The 20,772-nt window shown below is 40.0% G+C and carries 16 protein-coding genes; 9 read left to right on the top strand and 7 right to left on the bottom strand.

The features are described 5' to 3' along the window. Nucleotides 1-16: 16 nt before the first annotated feature. The 5 genes from tkt (at nt 17) to SVZ03_14990 (ending at nt 6,881) form a co-directional block, all read left to right on the top strand. Nucleotides 17-2,008 (top strand): transketolase, encoded by a 1,992-nt coding sequence (gene tkt / locus SVZ03_15010; GenBank protein MDY6935521.1) that lies wholly within the window; start codon nt 17-19, stop codon nt 2,006-2,008. Between the two features lie 86 nt (nt 2,009-2,094). Further along, nucleotides 2,095-2,910, top strand: a complete 816-nt coding sequence (locus SVZ03_15005; GenBank protein MDY6935520.1) for a hypothetical protein — start codon at nt 2,095-2,097, stop codon at nt 2,908-2,910. A gap of 266 nt (nt 2,911-3,176) precedes the next feature. Beyond that, nucleotides 3,177-4,145 (top strand): nitronate monooxygenase family protein, encoded by a 969-nt coding sequence (locus SVZ03_15000; GenBank protein MDY6935519.1) that lies wholly within the window; start codon nt 3,177-3,179, stop codon nt 4,143-4,145. Between the two features lie 113 nt (nt 4,146-4,258). Continuing rightward, nucleotides 4,259-4,879: a dienelactone hydrolase family protein gene (locus SVZ03_14995; GenBank protein MDY6935518.1), complete on the top strand. Its 621-nt coding sequence runs from the start codon at nt 4,259-4,261 to the stop codon at nt 4,877-4,879. 358 nt (nt 4,880-5,237) lie between these two features. Then, nucleotides 5,238-6,881, top strand: coding sequence for an AMP-binding protein (locus SVZ03_14990; GenBank protein ID MDY6935517.1), 1,644 nt, complete (start codon nt 5,238-5,240; stop codon nt 6,879-6,881). Nucleotides 6,882-7,046: 165 nt separating this feature from the next. Here SVZ03_14990 and SVZ03_14985 read toward each other — a convergent pair whose 3' ends face one another. The 5 genes from SVZ03_14985 to SVZ03_14965 form a co-directional block, all read right to left on the bottom strand. Continuing rightward, nucleotides 7,047-8,180 (bottom strand): acyl-CoA dehydrogenase family protein, encoded by a 1,134-nt coding sequence (locus SVZ03_14985; GenBank protein ID MDY6935516.1) that lies wholly within the window; start codon nt 8,178-8,180, stop codon nt 7,047-7,049. Between the two features lie 36 nt (nt 8,181-8,216). Beyond that, complete coding sequence (locus SVZ03_14980; protein ID MDY6935515.1) at nt 8,217-9,416, bottom strand: acyl-CoA dehydrogenase family protein; 1,200 nt, start codon at nt 9,414-9,416, stop codon at nt 8,217-8,219. Between the two features lie 23 nt (nt 9,417-9,439). Continuing rightward, nucleotides 9,440-10,636, bottom strand: a complete 1,197-nt coding sequence (locus SVZ03_14975) for an acyl-CoA dehydrogenase family protein (GenBank protein ID MDY6935514.1) — start codon at nt 10,634-10,636, stop codon at nt 9,440-9,442. Nucleotides 10,637-10,844: 208 nt separating this feature from the next. Continuing rightward, the gene (locus SVZ03_14970) at nt 10,845-11,729 is read right to left on the bottom strand and encodes a 3-keto-5-aminohexanoate cleavage protein (protein ID MDY6935513.1); all 885 of its coding nucleotides are present in this window, start codon (nt 11,727-11,729) and stop codon (nt 10,845-10,847) included. Nucleotides 11,730-11,755: 26 nt separating this feature from the next. Beyond that, complete coding sequence (locus tag SVZ03_14965; protein MDY6935512.1) at nt 11,756-12,535, bottom strand: enoyl-CoA hydratase-related protein; 780 nt, start codon at nt 12,533-12,535, stop codon at nt 11,756-11,758. A gap of 915 nt (nt 12,536-13,450) precedes the next feature. On the opposite strand from SVZ03_14965, the gene SVZ03_14960 reads away from it, so the two are divergent. Then, nucleotides 13,451-13,708, top strand: coding sequence for a biotin/lipoyl-containing protein (locus tag SVZ03_14960; GenBank protein MDY6935511.1), 258 nt, complete (start codon nt 13,451-13,453; stop codon nt 13,706-13,708). A 114-nt stretch (nt 13,709-13,822) separates the two neighbouring features. Further along, nucleotides 13,823-15,205: an acetyl-CoA carboxylase biotin carboxylase subunit gene (gene accC, locus SVZ03_14955; protein ID MDY6935510.1), complete on the top strand. Its 1,383-nt coding sequence runs from the start codon at nt 13,823-13,825 to the stop codon at nt 15,203-15,205. A 122-nt stretch (nt 15,206-15,327) separates the two neighbouring features. On the opposite strand, the gene SVZ03_14950 is transcribed toward accC, so the two are convergent. Together SVZ03_14950 and SVZ03_14945 are read right to left on the bottom strand one after the other, a co-directional pair. Continuing rightward, complete coding sequence (locus tag SVZ03_14950; protein ID MDY6935509.1) at nt 15,328-16,884, bottom strand: carboxyl transferase domain-containing protein; 1,557 nt, start codon at nt 16,882-16,884, stop codon at nt 15,328-15,330. 21 nt (nt 16,885-16,905) lie between these two features. Further along, a complete protein-coding gene (locus SVZ03_14945) occupies nt 16,906-18,456 on the bottom strand; it encodes a carboxyl transferase domain-containing protein (protein MDY6935508.1) in 1,551 nt (516 codons plus the stop codon). A gap of 301 nt (nt 18,457-18,757) precedes the next feature. Between SVZ03_14945 and SVZ03_14940 the strand changes: the two genes are divergently transcribed. Continuing rightward, complete coding sequence (locus SVZ03_14940) at nt 18,758-19,768, top strand: Gfo/Idh/MocA family oxidoreductase (GenBank protein MDY6935507.1); 1,011 nt, start codon at nt 18,758-18,760, stop codon at nt 19,766-19,768. After that, entirely contained in the window at nt 19,765-20,685 is a 921-nt protein-coding gene (locus tag SVZ03_14935; protein MDY6935506.1) for a calcium/sodium antiporter, read from the top strand. Before SVZ03_14940 ends, SVZ03_14935 begins: the two co-directional genes overlap by 4 nt. The last annotated feature ends 87 nt before the right edge of the window (nt 20,686-20,772 follow it).

Here is a 20,772-nt window from a genome sequence, read left to right as displayed (position 1 = left end):
GAGGAGTAAAAAATTGATGAAAATAAGTGCCGACGATCTGAAGCTTATTGCTAACACAATAAGAAGTCTTTCCATAGATGCTATACAGAAAGCTAATTCCGGCCATCCTGGAATGGTCATGGGATGTGCTGATATTGCAGCTGTTCTATGGAGTAAAATTCTGAAGCATAATCCATCGAATCCAGGTTGGATAAATCGTGACAGGTTTGTCTTGTCCGCAGGCCATGGTTCAATGCTGATGTATTCTGTTTTGCATCTTTCAGGATATGATATAACCCTTGAAGATATCAAGAACTTTCGGCAAATGAACAGCATTACTCCTGGCCATCCTGAATATCGAAGCACACCCGGTATCGAGACAACCACTGGCCCTTTAGGACAGGGATTTGCTAACGCTATTGGCATGGCAATAGCCAGCCTATTCTTGGCAAGGGAATTCAATGATGATGAAGTCAGTATCATAGATCACTATATATATGCGATTGTGAGTGACGGGGATGTAATGGAGGGAATATCTTATGAGGCAGCATCAATAGCTGGTCATATTGGCCTTGGAAATGTGATATTTATCTATGACTATAATAAAACTACAATAGAAGGGGATATCGATCTAACTTATTCGGAGGATATTAAAAAGAGATTTGAATCCTGTAATTGGCATGTCCAGTTTGCAGATGGCCATAATTATGATGAGATAGAGAATGCAGTATTGAAGGCGCAAAAGATAGAGGATAGGCCATCAATTATTATAGCAAATACAGTAATAGCCAAGGGAAGCCCGAATAAGGAAGGGAGTGAAGATACACATGGGGCTCCCCTGGGTGAGGAGGAGGTTAGGGCATCAAAACAGAATATTGGATTCGATGCCAATTTGCATTTCTATGTTCCACAGAGGGTATATGATATACTGACTGAGAGGAAAGGGGAGTTGAAGAGGATTAATGAATTATGGGATGAGAAATTTAATAAGCTTATTGTTGGTAATCGTAAAGACAGGTGGGATAAATTTTTTACAAATCCTGATATCGAATCTCTCCGAAAGAATTTGCCTGTGTTTGATATAGATCAGGCAATTGCAACTAGAAGCGCTAGCGGAAAGATGCTGGAGATGCTTTTCAAAGAAGTTCCAAATATAGTAGGTGGTTCCGCTGACCTTGGATCAAGTAATAAATCCTTTGTTAAGGGATATGAAGAAACAGGGAGGAACAAGTTAGGTAGAAATATACACTTTGGCGTAAGGGAACATGCTATGGCAGCGATTCAGAATGGGATTTCCTGCTATGGTGGTTTTTTGCCATATACCGCAACCTTTTTTGTATTCACGGACTACATGCGTCCTGCAGTTCGAATCGCTGCATTGAGCAGACTGCATGTCATATATGTTCTTTCACATGATTCGGTCTTTGTTGGCGAGGATGGTCCAACTCATCAGCCAGTAGAGCACCTTGCTGGAATCAGGATGATCCCAAACCTTACAGTTATCAGACCTGCTGATGCATTAGAGACGAGAGAGGCATGGATTTCAGCAATAGAAAACAGGGACGGACCAACAGCGCTTATTCTAACTAGGCAGAATGTACCGGTTATCAAGAGGAAGTCGCAGGCTGAAAGAGATCTTGATAAGGGAGCATATATAATTTATGATACAGCCCTTGCCTCAGATGTTATCCTAATCGCATCAGGTTCGGAAGTCCATATTTCAATTGACGCCGCAATCAAGTTGGAAGAAGAGGGGATTAAAGCAAGAGTGATATCCTTTCCATCATGGGAATTATTTGAAAGGCAGTCATGTGAATATAAAGAAAAGATTTTACCTAAAGAAATCAAGAAAAGGGTTGTTATTGAGGCTGGTATCAGGATGGGATGGGAGAGGTATGCAGGTGATAAGGCCCTTTATATCACCATGGAGCAGTTTGGGGTTTCGGCACCTTATAAGATGTTAGCAGAACGATATGGCTTTAATTGTGATTACATAAAAGCAAAAGTGCTTGAATATTTAAAGGCATAGATATATTACAAGAGGGATTATCAATTTAAGAATAATATATAGAAAAGATCTATTGAAGGATATCATTTATCATTTGGGATGAGAAAATGAAAAATAGAAAAATAATTACACTTTTAATTGCCCTAATGAATGAGATTATAGATGGCACGGAAGCCTTTTTTGTAGAGAAGATCATTCCCAGAAAGAAAATCCTTATTCGTATAATTATCTTTGTGATTATACTCTTTTTCCTAATATTTTTGGGATTTATTGGAGTTACAACCTATGTTTTCTTTAAGTATAGACCTGTAATATGGAGTTTCCTAGATACTGATTACACCTATAAATTTGATAGATTAGTTAATGCCCAATTGGCTGCTCCTATACGAATTAGCCTACCAGTGGAGCAAAGGATCAATATCCCCTTTAAGAAGTTACTGCGGGCTAAAGTCCCTTTTAAAACAGTGCTTTCAATACCCATCAATAAAACATTTGAACTTCCCTTTGAAAAGCCTATATCCGTATATTTAGATCACGTTTTCCCAGTAAATGAGGTAGTACATCTTGATACTAAGCTACCAATCGATACAGTAACTACCATTAGCCTATTTGGTATTAATAAAGATGTTAGAGTCAAGGGCGACTTCCCAGTGGATTTTGATATACCAATAGATCATAAATTTCGGATTAACGATAATATTTCCTTCCTACCAAAAGAGCCTGTCAGCGTGCCGATAAATCATACCTTTGATGTACCTGTTGATATCGTGGTGGATGTAAACTTTCCTATTGATGTGGATTTAGATGTGCCCCTTAAACTTGATTTTGAAACTGATCTTACAATTGATCAGAAATTGCCTGTAATTATTGAATTTGAGATTATATTTAATCCATTAAAGGGAATTGAAATTAAACAGGAATAGGTTAAGATATTTTTACTCCCAGATGAAGGTGATTGACTATTCCTGTATGTGGCTATGAATGAAGGGTAGCACTCACACCCCTATGCTAAGACTTAAGATTATATTTCCCAATATTCATTAACGGTTATCTCAAATTAGTAGAAAAAATACGCCTTAATTGGATTTTTTTTCGCCTTGACATTCTTTTACTCGATGATTAGCCTTGCTTGATTGTATGATATATCTTGTGGTGAAAGTAAACATCATAAAACTTGGAGGAGAATACGATGAAAACTAGGATAACAGAGATGTTGAATGTCACTTATCCCTTCTTTGGTGGTACTATGATGTACATATCAACCGCCTCCTTCGTTAGCGCAATATCGGAGGCTGGGGGTGTCGGGATATTAGCTTCAGCAATGTTTAGAAGTAAAGAGAGTTTCAGGGATGCTATTAAAGAAATTAAGGATAAAACCGATAAACCCTTTGCTGTAAACATTAACCTTTTCCCTATGATGCAGCCTATAGATAATAATGAGTATTTGGATGTTATATTAGAGGAAGGGGTAAAGATAGTTGAATCAAGCGGGCATCGTGCACCTGATGATATTGTAGCTAGATTGAAGCCAGAGGGAGTGAAATTGATTCATAAATGTGTTGGAGTGCGTTATGCGAGAAAAGCTGAATCAACTGGCGTAGATATGGTGACAGTAGTCGGCTTTGAGAATGGTGGCGCTACTGGAACATTGGATATTACTACCCTTTGCCTTGTTCCAACGGTTGTTAATGGGGTTAATATTCCTGTAATAGGTGGTGGTGGAATTTCTTCAGGTGCAGCAATAGCAGCTATTCTGGGATTAGGAGCAGAGGGTGTTATAATTGGAACCTTATTGCTCTGCACAGAAGAATGTCCAATACACGACAACCTAAAGAAGACTCTGCTTGAAGCAAAAGAGACCGATACAACCCTAATTATGCGTCCATATGGCAATACCCATAGATGTTTGATCAATGATGTTGTAAAAAAGGTGCAGGAACTCGAAAAGGAGAATGCGCCTATTGAGAAGGTGATCCCGATTATCGCTGGTGAAGAGAATTCCAAGTTAATCAACGAAGGCGACTTGACAAAAGGATTCATCTCCTGTGGTCAGGGTATAGGACAGATCAATAAAATTTTGCCCCTTAAAGAGTTATTTCAACAGTTGGCTGAAGAGACAAGATCAGCTAATAATAGGCTGAATGATATACTTCGTTAGTACATTTGTATTCGGATTATTATTAATTATAAGTTGAATATGTCTAATTATACAGATAGCTGAGTAGGAGAGCATATATATGCGTGACTTGTCCTATAATGTGGGAGAAATAGATGCCTGAGGAATCTGTCGAATTTACTGTTGATGATATTGTTTTAGAGGGTGTATTACATCATCCTCATGGAGGTGGTCCTTCCCCTGGTGTTGTTATGTGTCATCCCCATCCTCAATATGGCGGGAATATGTTCAACTGCGTTGTAGTTGAAGTCTGTCGTGCCCTAGCCAATGAGTCAGTTGCCGCCTTTAGGTTTAATTTCCGAGGTGTGGGCGGAAGCCAGGGAAGTTATTCTGATGGAATTGGGGAGCAGGGGGATGTTAAGGGTGCCATTACCTTTTTGTCCTCGTTAGATGGGGTTGAATCATCGAGAATTGGATTGGCAGGTTATTCCTTCGGGAGCATGGTGGCTTTTCCTGTCTCACAGCGTGATGAGAGGGTAAAGGCTCTGTTCCTTATTTCTCCTATCATCGATCCATCTGCGTTGGAGGAATTACAGAGTTATAATAAACCAATGCATCTCCTTTTTGGAGAGGAAGATCAGTTTATTAACCCTCCTTCATCACAAGCAGAAATGGAGGGAATTGAGATCATACCAGGTGCTGATCATTTCTGGTGGGGATTTGAGGAACAGATCGCTACTAAGGCATCAGCGTTTTTTTCTAAGTCATTGCGATGAGTGTGCCGTTTAGTTAAAATCTGTCATTAATCGACTATTTTATATAATTTTGAGCACCTTGTTGGAGATCACAAAAGAATAATAACTGAAAGAGTGATAGAGTATAACAACCACCCCAACAAATATTTTTTATAAACACATAAGGGTTTCTGACTACTTTTGCTTTATGCATTATATAACAGCTAATCATTATAAGAAACTGCTTAGTTACTTTAGTTACTCTTGCACTACTATCGCATGAGAATATAGGCAGAGTATTCATGTCAATTACCTCAGGGTATCCAAAATACTAACTGAGATTGAATTCTATAAATAGTGATTTTTAATTTATAGAAATATTATTATAAGGATTGTTGATATGGATGATAAATTAAATACAAATTTAATGAGAAGGGTATGCATAGGGGATATGATAAGAAAACGCGTGATTAATGAACCCCAGAAGGAAGTGATCGTCTTCAGCTATAAGGGCAAGATTATAAGGCGACTTACAATTGAGGAGTTAAACAGGGAGGCTAACCGGTTTGCTAATGCAATAATGGAACTCGGTGTAAAAAAGGGGGATCGTGTGGCGATTTTTTCCCACAATTGCGTTCAATATGTTGATTTATTAATTGCGCTTTCGAAGATGGGGGGATGGATAACACCAATAAACTTTGCTCTCAAGAGTAGAGAAATTTTACCCATAGTGAACCATTCAGAGACAGTGATGTTGGTCGTTGAAGATGAATTGGCTGACACCATAATGGAAGTAGTGGGGGAAATGCATAGCGTTAAGCATAAGGTTATGATCAACCTAAGCGGTAATAGATCAATCCCTGAGGGATGGCTCGATTTTGATGAATTATGCTCGGAGAAATATTCGGATGATGAGCCAATGGTTGAGATAAACGATAACGATGTTTTGACCTTGATGTACACAAGCGGTACTGAGGCAATGCCCAAGGGCGTATTAAATTCTCACCTCAACTGGTTCTCGTCAATTATGAATTTCTGTATGGACTTTGGTCGTTGGAGTCCGCCGGAAGGAATTCAATTAGGAGCGATCCCCCTATTCCATGTGGCAGGTCATTTGGCTATCTTTTTGACCCTTGTGCAGGGTGATAAATTTGTACTTTTATATACACCAGATCCAAGTGAGGTTATGCAAATAATAAAAAGCGAGAAGATCAATTCAATTGGCCTGCCGCCAACAGTCTTTGTAAATATGCTTAATATGCCGGATGGAGAGAAACTGATGAAGGAGCTATTTGGCACTGTCCGATCATGTACCATCTTCGGCAGCCCCATACCAGAGGCAACCATGCGAAGGATAATGGAGATATTGCCTGAGGTATATTGGCAGAATTATTATGGACAATCAGAGCTAACCCCGCTTGGAACAACACTAAAATCCCCTGATTTACTAAGGAAGTTTGGGGAAGCGGAGGAGAGGTTTGATGGAGCAGAACCAATTGGACAGTCTCATGCTGTGGTAGAGATGAGGGTTGTAGATGATGATGATAATGAAGTGCCTCCAGGAACTGTTGGAGAGATGGTTGTGAGATCCCCCACTACTATGCTTGGGTATTATAAGGAAGAGGAAAAGACGAGAGAGACATTTAGAGGGGGGTGGCATCACACTGGAGATCTTGCTATAATGGATGAGGAGCGTTATTACTATTTTGTTGATAGGAAAAAGGATATCATTAAGACAGGCGCGGAGAATGTGTCATCAATTGAGGTGGAAAACTGGGTAGCCAAGCACCCGAAGGTGGCTGAATGTACGGCGGTTGGCCTTATTCACGAGAGATGGGGTGAAGCTGTTACTATTTTTGTCTCTCCTAAACCAGGAGATAGCTTAAGTGAGGATGAAATCATACAGCATTGTAAGCAGGGGCTTGCAGGATATAAGGTTCCCAAGAAGGTAGTTGTGTTGGATGAACTCCCCAAAAATCCAAGTGGAAAGATTTTAAAGAAGAATCTGAGGAAGGAATATAGTGGTATATATAATCGATCTTGATGATAAAGCTGAGTATAGAATTGTCTCTTTAGCAAAAGGAGATCCTCTCTCACATCTAAATGAGAGGGGATCTCCTTTTATTTTTCATGATTCTTAAGCAGCATTCTATTAAGTGAATGTGGATTACAGCTTAAAACCTACTTTCAATCAAAAATAGAATCAGATCTAAAGACCTATCTCCCTTGCTACAATCTCGCGATGATAATCGCTATCATTGAAAGCCTGCGCAGCCGCCTTTGCTCTTCTATAATACAGATGCATATCATGCTCCATGGTGAATCCCATAGCCCCATGGATCTGATGCCCCAACATCGTTACTCGTTGGGAGGCATCGCTTACCCAAGCTTTAGCCATTGAAGTCTCCTTTGTGGCAGGTAGGTTTTCTGAAATTTTCCATGCAGCCTCATAAGTAATATACCGAGAGCCATCAACATCAATCAGCATATTGGCGCAATAGTGCTGAATAGCCTGGAAAGTGCCAATTGGTCTTCCGAATTGCGTCCGTTCGTTAGCATATTGAACACTCATTTCCAGAGCCGCCTGTGTGCCTCCAACCATCTCAGCACACTTGGCGACCGCAGCCTTCTCTAAGAGATCCTTAATAATTGGCCATCCCTGATCTAACCCCCCAAGGATGTTCTCTTTGGGTACGGTTACATCTTTAAATATGATTTCATTCTGCTTATCATGTGCCAGCGTTTTTAGCAGGGTACACTTAATTCCTAGACTCTTTGCATCAACTATAAAAATGCTAATTCCTTCCTCAGGATTTGATGTTTCCTTTGTCCTGGCCACGCATAATATATAGTCAGCTACATTAGCATCTGGTACAAAGAGCTTTGTGCCATTTATTATGTATTGTCCATCTTTTGCAGTTGCTTTTGTAGATATAGAAGAGGCTTCGTAAGAAATGCTTGGCTCAGTTAAAGCCAAAGTCAAGATCGCTTCACCACTTGAAATCTTGGACAAATATTGTTTTTTCTGATCATCGTTTCCTGCGTTTAAAATGGGAAGACCTGCTAGAATCACTGTAGAGAAGAATGGTCCAGGTAAAATATTATATCCCATCATCTCGAGTAGAATAACTAAATCCATAAAAGAGCCATTGCTTCCACCATATTCTTCAGGGAAGACAACTCCAAGCCAACCCAAATCAGCTATTTTTTTCCATAATTCCGGGGAGTATCCCTCATCGCTCTCATCCAGCTCTCTCACCTTCTCCTTTGGACATTCCTCAGCTAAAAATTCCCGAGCTGATCTTTTTAATATTTCCTGTTCTTCACTTAAACCAAGGTCCATTCTCTTACCTCCTAGTCTTTTAACTTGATTAGAGTTTTATTTGCGAGTTAATCCTAAACCCCTCATAGCGATAATATTACGCTGGATTTCAGATGTGCCAGCGCCTACAATAGCAGATATACAGTCGAGATAGCCAAGTTGTATCCTTCCCCTTAACGCTGTCCACTTGGAATCTGTTGATAATTGACCATATGGACCCATAATGTCCATTGCGGCAAAGGCGAGATCACGACTAACCTCAGTAGAAATTAATTTTAAAATTGATGCATCAGTATCAGCACTGATGCCTTTATCACTCTGCCAAGCTACCTGCCAATAGAATTTGTTTACTATCTCAATTTTAATCGCGATATCCGCTAGCTTGCTTCGAACTAGAGTATCTTCACTTAATGGCTTTGAATTGCGTTCGGTTTGTTTCGTGTACTGAACCAATTCCTCAAAATTTCTCTTAAATCCGCCCATGGGTACAGCAAGTCTTTCGTATCCCAAAGCAACCATTAAATAATACCATCCCTGGTTCATTTCACCCACTATATTATTTTTCGGAACACGCACATTATCAAAGAAAACTTCATTAAAGGAATGAATATCACAAATATTTACAATAGGACGAATGGTGATACCTGGTAAGTCATTGGGTACAATGATAAAGGTTATTCCTTGATATTTTTTCTCAACATTGGAATCAGTCCGAACAACCATCCAAGCACAATCTGAAACATGAGCGCCGCTGCTCCATATCTTGCTGCCGTTAATAATTATGTCATCGCCATCCTCGACCGCCTTTGTCTGAAGAGATGCCAAGTCGGAACCTGAATTGGGTTCACTATATGCCAACCAAAAGCTTATATCTCCACTTGCAATTTTAGGCAACCATTCATTCCTAAGCTCATCACTGCCAAATAGATCGATAGTGGCGCCTCCGATGCCAGTAGCCACATTGCCAGCAGGAGCCCTGTAATAACTCATTATATAACTAAAAATAGCCTGCTCAATATGAGTGCGTTTTTCAGTATTCCACTTGGGCCAACTCATACTGAGCCATCCCTTCTTCCCTAATTTTTTCCAGAACTGTTGACAGAATGAGATATATTCCTCTTCAAACATAGGCAATATCCCATATCCCCCTGGCCAAGTTAGACATTCATCTACCCATCCATCGGGAAGTTCTGCCTTTATAAAATCTTCAACCTCCTGCCACCAGGCCTCTTCCTTAGCTGTAAACCTATAATCCATATTACCCCCTATCTTTCGATAAATTACTTTCTCGGCAAGCCTAATCCTCGTTGTGCTATAATGTTACGCTGAATCTCATTTGTGCCGCCACCAACACCTATGGAAAGGGATCCTAAAATCAATCTTTCAATGCTTGCATTATCAATGGTCCACTTCGAATCTAATGCTAACTGAGCATAAAGCCCTTGAATATCCCTTCCAAGATCTGCTACACGCCTTGCTAAATCACTCATAAATATCATTGACATTGAGGATTCATAGTTTGGATGAAGGCCCTTGCTGAACATCCATGCAATCCTGTAGCACATCATGCGGCTGACCTCAACCTCAATTGCAAACTCTCCTAACTTTTGTCGAATTATAGGATCCTTGTCACGCCCCATCTCCTTGGCATATCTAATAAGTCCCTCAAGGATTCTCTGAAGGCTAGCAGCGGTTCCTACTGAAGAGCGTTCATAATCCAAGGCGATCATCAACTCGTAAAATCCTTTATTTTTCTCGCCAACCAGGCAATCCTTAGTTGCGCGTACATTATCGAAGAAAACCTCATTGAAAGAATGAAAATTAACAATATTTACCAAAGGGCGCACAGTGATACCTGGAGTCTTCATATCAATTATAAACATGCTGACGCCCTGATATTTTTTAGGTGCATTGGGATCTGTTCTGGCAACAAGCCAACAATAATCAGCATGATGAGCATAACTTGTCCAAATCTTGCTGCCATTTATCACGTACTCATCTCCATCCTCTTCAGCCTTAGTCTGTATTGACGCAAGATCTGAACCCGCATTCGGTTCGCTATAACCGAGACATATTATTTTCTCTCCCAAGGCCACACCCTTTACATACTTCTCCTTCTGCTCTTCAGTACCGAATAATAGAATATCAGGACCTACCCAATTGACAGCGATCTCTGTCTCTACGCCTACCGGCGCATTGTTATATGACAACTCCTCCGCAAGGATGAGGCGTTTCATGTGACTCATCTCTGACCCCCCATACTGCTTGGGGTAGGACGGAGCTAACCAACCCTTGCTGCCCAACTTCCTCTGAAATTCTCGAGATATTGGCCAGGACTCTTCAGTCTCCTGCCACATGGCAGTGCACATTGTGCTAACAGGGTGAAGTTCATGCCATCTTTTGGGTATCTCCTTCTTTAGCCAGTCGCGAACCTCTTGACGAAATTCTTCCTCCTCTTTAGTAAACCTAAAATCCATTTTGCCCCCTTATCAATTGGTAATATAAGTCCATTCTAGATTATATTATTATACCGGATTAAGAAACATTTTTGTATTTCACATCACTAACTCTTGACGATAGTGATAAGTTTTCATTAGATTGTCTGAAGTCGTAATAATGTCCATTGTGAGTATCTATGTCTATACAATAATCGACTTGCTCTATGATTGCTAACTATAGACCCTGTTAATTCACAAGCTTGAGTCGCTCTCTGCATTCCTTAACCGTTGCTACCTCTCTTCCCTGATCCCTCACCATGCGGGCTGCTTTTTCTACAAGTTCGCCATTTGAATTTGCCATTCTGTCGCTGGAGATATAAAAATGATCCTCCAGACCAACCCGTATATTCCCACCTATAGAAATAGCCGCTGCGACCATCCTCCATTGGTCATGACTTATCCCAATTACCTCCCAATCGCTCTGTGGTGGTAGCAACTCCACTTGATGAACAAGATTTTCAACCGTTGGGGGAATGCCTCCCAAAACTCCCATAATAAGACTAACCTGATAGGGTGGGGTTAGCAAATCAAGATTGATAAGTGGATATATGTTGCCTATATGTCCTGCGTCAAAGCATTCCATCTCAGGCTTGACGTTGCTATCATTCATGGTTTTGACTATTTCGATTATCTCGGAGAATGGATTGCTAAAAACTGCTTCAAAAACGAATTTCTTTTTGGTAGGACTATACTTTGCATAGTTCATCGATCCCATATTAAGGGCGCCAATGGATGGTCTAATCTCCTTAATCGGGGCTGTCTTCTGTTCGGTGGATATTCCTATAGCCCCTGTGGAAAAGTTGGTAATAATGGGACAGGCATCAGTTATAGCCTGATAAATGTTTCGATAATCTTCTACGTCATAGCTGGGGGCGCCATCCGGTTTTCGAGCATGTATATGAACTACAGCGGCACCCGCATCATATGCACGCTTGGCCTCCGCTGCATATTCCTCTGGTGTGTATGGAATACTAGGGCATTGAGCCCTGTTAGCAGCAACACCAGAGAGGGCACATGTAATCATGCAGCCCCTTTCATAGTTTTGATTATCTTTTATCCATAATGATGACATACTTCTACCTCTTCTTTGTTCTTAAATTATTTTCCAGTAAAATTGGGTTCTCTCTTTTCTAAAAATGCGATTACCCCTTCTTTTGCATCATCAGTAGCTATTACCTTGCCTAATGCATCGCAGAGAAGATCAACTGCATCATCGAATCCCATAGAAGATACCTGATTAAAGGCCTCTTTGCCAAGCTTTATGATTATTGGACTCTTCTTTGACAAGCCCTGCAATACCTCATCAACCCTTTCATCAAATTTATCCTTTGGAACAGCTTCAGAAATAAGGCCAATCTTTTCCGCTTCTGATGCAATTATTCTCTCGCCAGTTAATACCATTTGCATTGCCTTTTTACGCCCTACATCCCTTAAAATCAATGCGCCGATCATCATTGGAAATAGCCCAACATTGACCTCTGGCGTTCCGAATTTAACATCCTCATGAGCTATTGCTATGTCGCATGATAGCATAAGACCAAGCCCGCCAGCCATGCAGTATCCATTGATCCTTCCTACTATAGGTTTGGGAAATTTATCCATTTTTTTTAGCATATGGGCAAATTTTTTCTGGCCTCTCTGTGCATCCTCTGGCGATCCTGAACCTCCACCTCCAAGATCACCGCCTGAACAGAATGCTTTTTCACCGAAACCGGTTAAGCATACAACCCTTACATCATTATCCTTCTCAGCTCGCTCAAGGCTTTCAATGATTAAATCCATTACATTTTCGTTAATAGCATTTCTCTTTTCTTCTCGGTTAATAGTAAGATAGGCTACACGGTCCTTGATATTATAAAGAAGATCATCCTGACTCATGGTTCACTCCCTTTTTTGTATTGATTATATTGATATATTTCATGATAAATATAGTCGTCGAATATTTGATTATTGATCTCTATCTAAAGTATAGTGTAGGAATAAAGCTACCTTCATGGGGTTACTTCAACCTTTCAACCTTTATGATATTATGCACTCGCTTAAACACGAGTATGTAAAATTTGTATATATATTATTGAATAATATTTAGTATGATGATAATCATCATCATGTTTGAATATAAGTAGATGACCAAGGATATGATTAAATTAATTTTATAACTTATAATGTCAAGGCTAAAAATAAATTCTTAGTTATATTTAAAAATTACTCAATAACCTGGGTAAATAAAAGAAATTTATTATTATCTTTATTTTGGATATTATTAGGGGCTTTTTTGTGCGGATAGTCCCATTTGACCGCCAATCTTCTACTGTAGATCGATAATTGTCTTTGGGAAATGGATTTTCCTTGACAAAAAATGATTTAGCAACTATTTGATCTCCATATATAAGAAATCCTTGGTTTGATCATTCTATCCGGGTGGGCGATATTCAATAATTTATATGGCTTATGAAGAGGACTTAATAATGCCTGATTTAATTAAATTATAGGTGTTATATTTTATTAGTGAGGAATAATTCTTGAGAAAAGTCAAGATATATGTATATTGAGGCATATGTGAACATTGGTTAATTTAATTTATCCACTTGAAGCTGCCAATTTTAGAATTCTTGAATCTTTTTCTTCTTAAATATTATCAGTTCTTTTTATAATTCCTATACCAAAGGTAATTTTATTGAATTAGCGCTATTGTTGATAAGGATATATTAAACATTTCTGATAGTGGATAATAGATTAGCCTTTTAGACAAGTGAACGTAAATTGAAAATATAATTTGGAGGTTAATGAACTATGAGTGGATCAAATAATAAAATAGAAGTGAAAGCGCCAATGTCAGGTGTATTTTATAGAAAACCGGCTCCTGATAAAGCTCCATATGTTGAGGTTGGAGATGAGGTGAAGAAGAAGCAGGTGTTGGCGCTCCTTGAAACGATGAAGGTTTTTCAAAAAATAAAATCACCCATTGATGGTAAAATAGTAGAGATTTTAGCTGAAAATGAGGCGACCCTGAAGGATGAAGCTGTCATGTTTATAATTGAAACTAGTTAGGTAATTGGAATAGATCAATAGAGAATGACCGAGGAATATAATTGGGAGATAGTAAATATCGGAATATTTCTATGATATCTCTGGTAATTATGAATAAGGAAAATAAGGGTATTAATGAATAATAAATCTAAGTTTTCGAAAATATTGATTGCTAACAGGGGCGAGATCGCGCTTCGAGTCATTAGGGCATGTAAAGAGTTGGGAATCGAGTGTGTGGCAGTCTATTCTGAGGCTGATGTTAATTCCTTACATGTTAGGCAAGCTCATGAAAAAGTATGTATTGGCCCTCCCATTAGTTCTCAAAGCTATCTTAATATTGAGGCTATTATTAAGGCTGCTAAGGATACTGGGGCTGAGGCTGTACATCCAGGTTATGGATATTTAGCGGAGAGTGAGCAGTTTGCTTTGAAATGTAATGAAGAGGGATTAGTCTTTATTGGCCCAACCCCTAACAATCTACGAATGGCTGGTGACAAGATTACTGCCAAGAAGGTCATTAGCGAGGCCGGTGTGCCGATAATTCCCAGCAGTCCAGGTGGAATTAATACGGAAGAGGAAGCATTAGAGATATGCAGTAAGATCGGTTATCCTGTTATGATTAAGGCTTCAGGGGGTGGGGGTGGCAGAGGCATAAGGATCTGTGAGAATGAAGAGATGCTTCTTGAGGAATTCTCCATAGCCAAAATGGAGGCTAGGGCATCCTTTGGCAATGAAGAGGTCTATATTGAAAAGTGTATAGTGGAACCAAGACATATTGAATTTCAGATACTTGCGGATGGATACTCTAATATTATCCATCTTGGCGAGCGGGAGTGCACTATCCAAAGGAGATACCAGAAGCTTATAGAAGAATCGCCATCCCCTGGAATTACACCCGAGTTGAGGAGGTCAATGGGTGAGGCGGCTATTGCTGCTGCCAGAGCCGTTGATTACCTAAATGCTGGTACGGTTGAATTTCTCCTTGATAGGGATGGGAACTTCTATTTCATGGAGATCAATGCCAGGATTCAGGTTGAACATCCTGTAACAGAACTCATAACTGGAATAGACCTTGTTAAGGAGCAGATCGGCATATCATCAGGGAAGAGACTGGATTACTCTTATGAGGATTTGATATGCAGGGGGTGGGCAATAGAGTGCCGTATAAATGCTGAGGATCCTGATAGAAATTTTATTCCATCCCCAGGCAGGGTGGAGGAGTATTCCCCCCCAGGCGGATTTGGTATAAGGCTTGATACATATCTTTATCAGGGATTTGAATTGCCTGTGTATTACGATTCCTTGATAGCCAAACTCATTTCATTCAGTAGCACGAGGGAGGATGCAATCGCTGTCATGAAGAGAGCGCTTGGGGAGTTTCATATAGCCCCCCTTAAGACAACAATCCCTTTATATCTACAAATCATGGATGATCCACTTTTCCGTGAGGGAAGGTTTAGCACTGATTTTATCAAGAGGTTTGTGCCGGATGAAGATGATGACGATGATGATGAATGAAATGATATCATCCATATTCACAGTTCAATAAAATTGGTAATAAATAAAAAACCACAGATTTAGTTAGCGGTTTAATCTGTGGTTTTTAAATATATATCTTTAGCTTGAATATTGGCCTTTTGCTATGAAGGCGCAGTACCATGTAGTTTCGCTTTTGGGAGAAATTCTTCTTTCTTTAGTCTGGTAAAAGCCAGTGCTCCAATGATTATTTTCCTAGTGTCCTTTGGTTCAATCACTTCATCTATCATCTGTGCTGTCCAGCTCTTTGCAACTTCAAAGACATCCAGTTTCTCCCTTGATCTGTTTAAGTAGCCCTCATAGGCGTCCTCCTCAATACCCTTGCCATATACCTGATGAAGATCAAGGTGAGATGCCTGTATAGCGAGTTGTGCTATGGGCCAGGAATAGCATATATCCGATCCCATCCCCTTAACGCTCCCTAAAAGCATACCCCCTGCATCGCCATAGGACTCCCTGATAATGACGCTTATTTTGGGAATCGTGGAGGTTGCATAAAGATCTATAACCTTGCCGATGTGCCTCAATAATCCCTTTGCCTCCTGTTCCTCTCCCGGAACATTTGGTGGTGTATCAATAAGAGTAACCATAGGTATATTGTATGCATCGAGCACTTGAAGAAATCGGTAGTATTTATCGCATGAGTCTATCTCCATAATACTACCAGGCTCCTTTGGATTGCTGGCAACTAATCCAACAACCTCTCCATTGAATCTACAGAAACAGGTGATAAGATTCTTAGCATAATTATCCTTTATCTCAAAGTAGTCACCGTTATCAACAAGTTCCTTAATCACATCATGCATGTCATAGGAAATATCATATTCATCTGGGACAATATCGATCAACTGATTTACTTCACGTTCAGGATCATCAGATGGCTTAATGTAGGGCGGCTTTTCAGTATAGTTAGGTGGTAAATAGCTTAGGAGCTTACGCGCCTTCTGTATTGTCTCTTCATCTGTAGCGCCAACAACATCGCATGTTCCACTGAATTCCATGTGATAATCAGCGCTGCCTACATATGTATCAATGGTTTCTGAAGTGGCTGCTGCTGTCATCCTAGGCCCACCCAACCATAAATTTGCTGATACCCTACTCATTAATAAAAAGTCGCAAAGTACTGGAGCATAAGCCTGTCCCGCGATGCATGGACCCATGAGTACATTGATCTGAGGGATTCGGCCAGAGTATCGTGATATGAGTGCAAAATACCAATCCAACCCAGCTCCAGGCACATCTTGATAACCCAAACGCGCCCCAGAAGAATCCATCAACCATATCATTGGGATTCCCCATTTTACGGCTAGGTTGAGCGTCTGAACGCACTTCATCCCATGTTGACTGGCAATAGATCCGCCTAATACTGTAAAATCGCTGGAGTAGAGTGCTATCTCCTGACCATTTACTTTGGCAGTGCCAATGACAGCCCCATCACAAGGGGCATCGGTCTTTCTGCCATCTATTCTCCATCCAGTGGTTTGGACACTCGCGCCAAGCTCAACAAAAGTATTTGGATCTACAAAGCATTCTATCCTCTCCCTTGCTGTCATCTTTCCCCTGCTATGCTGTCTATCTATATGTTTTTGACCACCTCCCAAGAGGTTTTTGTCATGTATCTCCTTTAGCCTTTGAATAGCTTCATCCATTCTTTTTCCCATGTCAGTACCTCTTTTAATACCCTATGCGGGTTTGATTGAGCGTTTCTTTTTAAGAACAAATTCGCTCTTATTGTTTAGCGACTGCAGCGCTTTGATGATCTTGGGTCTGGTTTCCCTTGGATCAATAACCTCATGAACGGTATAGGGAGTAGTCCATACCCTGGATAGATTTAGAACGCTAAATTGTTCTTTTAATATACTCAAATAGGAATTAAAGACCTCATCGTAATTACCCTCTTCCTTCGCCCTTGCTAACTCCTTATGAAAGACCGCATGCACAACCGTCTCTGGACCGGTTGGAGCAAATTCCATTGTAGGCCATCCATATACATAATCAGGTGTCATTCTTATGCAGCCCATTACGATGTTCCCTCCACCATATGAACGCCTTAATACCACTGTGACCTTGGGACATGTGAGATGCGCATAGGAATGAAGAAGTTTTGCTCCATGCCTGATTACCCCCAACCTTTCCCATTTGTCACCAGGAGGGAATGCGGTGGTATCAACGAGGGTGACAAGGGGAATATTAAAGGCATCCAGGAAGTTCATGAATCTATCATACTTATCCGATGAGTCAGGCTCTATGATTCCACTAAGCTCATCTGGATTGTTTGCGACAAGTCCACATGGTTGGCCATTAAAGCGGCAGAAACCCAATATTAGATGGTTTACAAAATCTTCCTTTATCTCTATAAATTCTCCATCATCAACAACTAACTCAATAATATCATGAATATCATAGGTAAATTTTGGATCATCTGGCATAACATCGAGCAGGGATTCCTCCATCCTTTCCGGATCATCCTTTGTCTCTATTGCAGGTGGTTTCTCCCAGCAATTCTGAGGTAAGTAACCCAAGAGTTCCTTTGTCTTTTCAATAGCCTCCTCATCGCTATCAACTACAAAATCACATTGCCCGCTCCTTTCCATATGAAAATCAGCCCCACCTGCATCATCGGAATCCTTATCGCCCCCTAGCCATAAGAAACCAACCTCCCTATTCATAATAAGAAAATCTGATAAAACTGGAACCACAGATTGTATTCCTGAACATGGTCCTAATACAAGGGATATCCTTGGAACCAATCCAGAGATGAGGGAATAATTTCTGAAGAAATGTGCCAGTCCAAAGTAGCCCACATTCCCATCCTTTATGCTTAGCCTCTCTCCTGCTGAATCGATAATGCTGATTAATGGTATACGCATCTGTCCTGCAAACCAGGATAGATCTGACAATTTCCATACTGCCTGGTCACCTAAAGAGCCAGACATGACCGTAAAGTCCATGGAATAGATTATAACTTGTCGACCATTGATTTTCGCATAACCTGTAACGATGCCTTCAGAGGGGCTTAGTCTTGGATTGCCATCATAGGGTGGGCGATCATCCCTCACAAACCCACCTACCTCCTCAAAAGAACCGGGATCAGCTAAACGCTCAATCCTTTCTCTGGCAGTGAGCTTTCCTAAGGAATGCTGTATCTTAACTCGATCAATTCCACCACCTTCTTTACTCTCATGAAGCAGTTTCTCATACTTCTCAAGATAACTCTCCATCCATTTTCCCATACTGTATCACTCCTTTGAAAATATTTCAGGTGTCGGTTATTCTTTAATTGATCATGATTAGGTATTTTTTTCAATTACCGATCGCCTGATTGAATGAGAAGACCTATAATAAATCTATATATATCTTAGCTGATTATTTTACCTAAAAAAATCATATAGAAGTCAAGATATTTTATTTGAATTAATCTATCTTTTTTTTTAAATAATCGTTATTACAAAATTCTGGAAATCTTAGGTTAGTAGTTGACACGTAGATAAAAGTATAAATATTATATGAGCATTCAAAACATAGAGGAGTTCGATTATTCACTTAAGTAAAGATAAATTACCACATATATGTTTTTTCGGTTGTGGTAATATTGCGGCCAGGCATGCAAAGATATTAAAAAAGATCCACTCTGATATTGATATATCCTTTGCCAGCAGAAATCTTTCAAAGTCCAAGGAATATGTTTCGAAATATGGTGGGAGAATCTCCTTCGGAAGCTATGAAGATGCTGCTGTTTCAGATTTATTTGATATCGCTTTCATTACAACACCTCCAGATTCTCATTCCAAATTGGCAATCTTAAACGCAGATAACAATAAAGATATAATTATTGAAAAACCGATTACGCGAAATATCGAGGAATTGAATGATATAGAGAGAGCTGTTGCTAAGAATAGGGTAAATTGCACTGTTGCTGAGAATTATTATTATAAACCCTTTATTAAGAGGGTTAGGGAATATATCGAAGGGGATTATATTGGGAATCCGCTTATTATCGATTTAAATAAAACAAATAGGGATAAAATATCCGGATGGCGCTCGGATGCAAGTATAGTGGGTGGTGGAGCCCTTCTTGAGGGTGGCGTTCATTGGATCAACGCTCTGGTTTCATTGGCTGGTGCATCCCCTGTTCAGGTGCTGGCCAGTAAACCAGACATCGAATATGATACAAACATCCCATTTGAAGACTCCATGATAATAAATGTAGAATTTGAGAATGGTATGATTGGCAGACTTCTCCATTCATGGAGAATACCCAATTCACTAAAGGGTGTAGGATTATCCAAGGTATACGGCACTGAGGGGGTTATTACTTTTGAGAGCAATGGACTCTTTGTATATGTTTATGGCAAGAGGAAGGGATTATCAATAATCAATCCAATGGATTTTCTCGGATTTAAGGCAATGCATAAAGCATTCATTGAAGCCTATATCTCTCAAAGGAGCTGGCAACCTTCTTTGGAAAGAATACGAAGAGAGCTGAGGCTAATCGATTCCGCATATAAATCATTATACTCTAAAAAGTATGAGTCAATATTATGATAATAGATATTATTTTACTTATAGTATCAATATTAGCCTTATGGTATGGAGCAAAATATCTGGTAGAGTCAGCAAGTAGAATTGCTGAGACCTTTGGTGTGTCAGAGCTTGTAGTTGGACTTACTGTAGTTGCCTTTGGTACTTCAGCGCCTGAATTTGCGGTTACTATTGGCGCTAGCATCAAGGGTTATGCAAACATCTCTGTTGGGAATATAGTAGGCTCCAATATCTTTAATCTGGGTTTTATACTCGGTACCGTGGCCATAATAAAGGGTATTGAAACATCCCATAGGCTTGTATATAGGGATGGATTATTTATGATTGGCGTCACTCTGCTCCTTTTGCTGTTTTTCCATGACCATCAGCTTAAAAGATGGGAGGGGGTTATATTAGCCTCTCTACTTTTTGGGTATCTCGTATTCCTTTTTGTCCAAAAGGAGGTCATGGATGAAGAGGGGATATTGCATGAAAGGGCAACATCCATAGATTACATAATATTACCAGTCAGCATAATAATAATAATAGCGGGGGGGCATTTTTTGGTTGAGTCCGCCTCAGAAATCGCTAGGTATATAGGAGTGTCTGAATGGATTATTGGTGTTACAATCGTTGCAGCCGGCACCTCCGCTCCAGAAATGGTTACTTCTATTGTAGCTGTTCTAAAGGGCAAGCATGGCATATCTGCTGGTAATTTGATCGGTAGTGATCTCTTTAATATTCTGGGTGTTTTAGGATTAGCAGGGATTATAAATCCCTTAGAGATCGATCCGTTGGCGATTCAATCGCTTCTTATGCTATCAGGAATGGTTATTCTGGTTGTTCTATTCCTGAGGACTGGGTGGTTACTTTCGCGTACAGAGGGAGCGATATTGGTCTCAATCGGATTAACCAGGTGGATCCTAGATTTTATGAAATAGTCTGTAAATTACTTAAGCGTTAGATGATTTCTAAGGAGCTTGAAGAGAATGAATAGGGAGTATTGAAAAAGTATCTGTTAGGATAAT

It is taken from the genome of Spirochaetota bacterium (genome assembly GCA_034190085.1).
Lineage (GTDB): Bacteria > Spirochaetota > UBA4802 > UBA4802 > JAFGDQ01 > JAXHTS01.
Note: the sequence above shows the minus strand (reverse complement) of the source record. Positions and strands in the feature narration are given on the sequence as shown.

Coding starts and splice junctions, on each gene's coding strand:
- SVZ03_14980 (MDY6935515.1), bottom strand. CDS start 9,416: ATGGATTATAGGTTTACAGCTAAGGAAGAGGCCTGGTGGCAGGAGGTT.
- SVZ03_14970 (MDY6935513.1), bottom strand. CDS start 11,729: ATGTCATCATTATGGATAAAAGATAATCAAAACTATGAAAGGGGCTGC.
- SVZ03_14990 (MDY6935517.1), top strand. CDS start 5,238: ATGGATGATAAATTAAATACAAATTTAATGAGAAGGGTATGCATAGGG.
- SVZ03_14950 (MDY6935509.1), bottom strand. CDS start 16,884: ATGGGAAAAAGAATGGATGAAGCTATTCAAAGGCTAAAGGAGATACAT.
- SVZ03_14945 (MDY6935508.1), bottom strand. CDS start 18,456: ATGGGAAAATGGATGGAGAGTTATCTTGAGAAGTATGAGAAACTGCTT.
- SVZ03_14995 (MDY6935518.1), top strand. CDS start 4,259: ATGCCTGAGGAATCTGTCGAATTTACTGTTGATGATATTGTTTTAGAG.
- SVZ03_14965 (MDY6935512.1), bottom strand. CDS start 12,535: ATGAGTCAGGATGATCTTCTTTATAATATCAAGGACCGTGTAGCCTAT.
- SVZ03_14960 (MDY6935511.1), top strand. CDS start 13,451: ATGAGTGGATCAAATAATAAAATAGAAGTGAAAGCGCCAATGTCAGGT.
- SVZ03_14975 (MDY6935514.1), bottom strand. CDS start 10,636: ATGGATTTTAGGTTTACTAAAGAGGAGGAAGAATTTCGTCAAGAGGTT.
- tkt (MDY6935521.1), top strand. CDS start 17: ATGAAAATAAGTGCCGACGATCTGAAGCTTATTGCTAACACAATAAGA.
- SVZ03_14935 (MDY6935506.1), top strand. CDS start 19,765: ATGATAATAGATATTATTTTACTTATAGTATCAATATTAGCCTTATGG.
- SVZ03_15005 (MDY6935520.1), top strand. CDS start 2,095: ATGAAAAATAGAAAAATAATTACACTTTTAATTGCCCTAATGAATGAG.
- SVZ03_15000 (MDY6935519.1), top strand. CDS start 3,177: ATGAAAACTAGGATAACAGAGATGTTGAATGTCACTTATCCCTTCTTT.
- accC (MDY6935510.1), top strand. CDS start 13,823: ATGAATAATAAATCTAAGTTTTCGAAAATATTGATTGCTAACAGGGGC.
- SVZ03_14985 (MDY6935516.1), bottom strand. CDS start 8,180: ATGGACCTTGGTTTAAGTGAAGAACAGGAAATATTAAAAAGATCAGCT.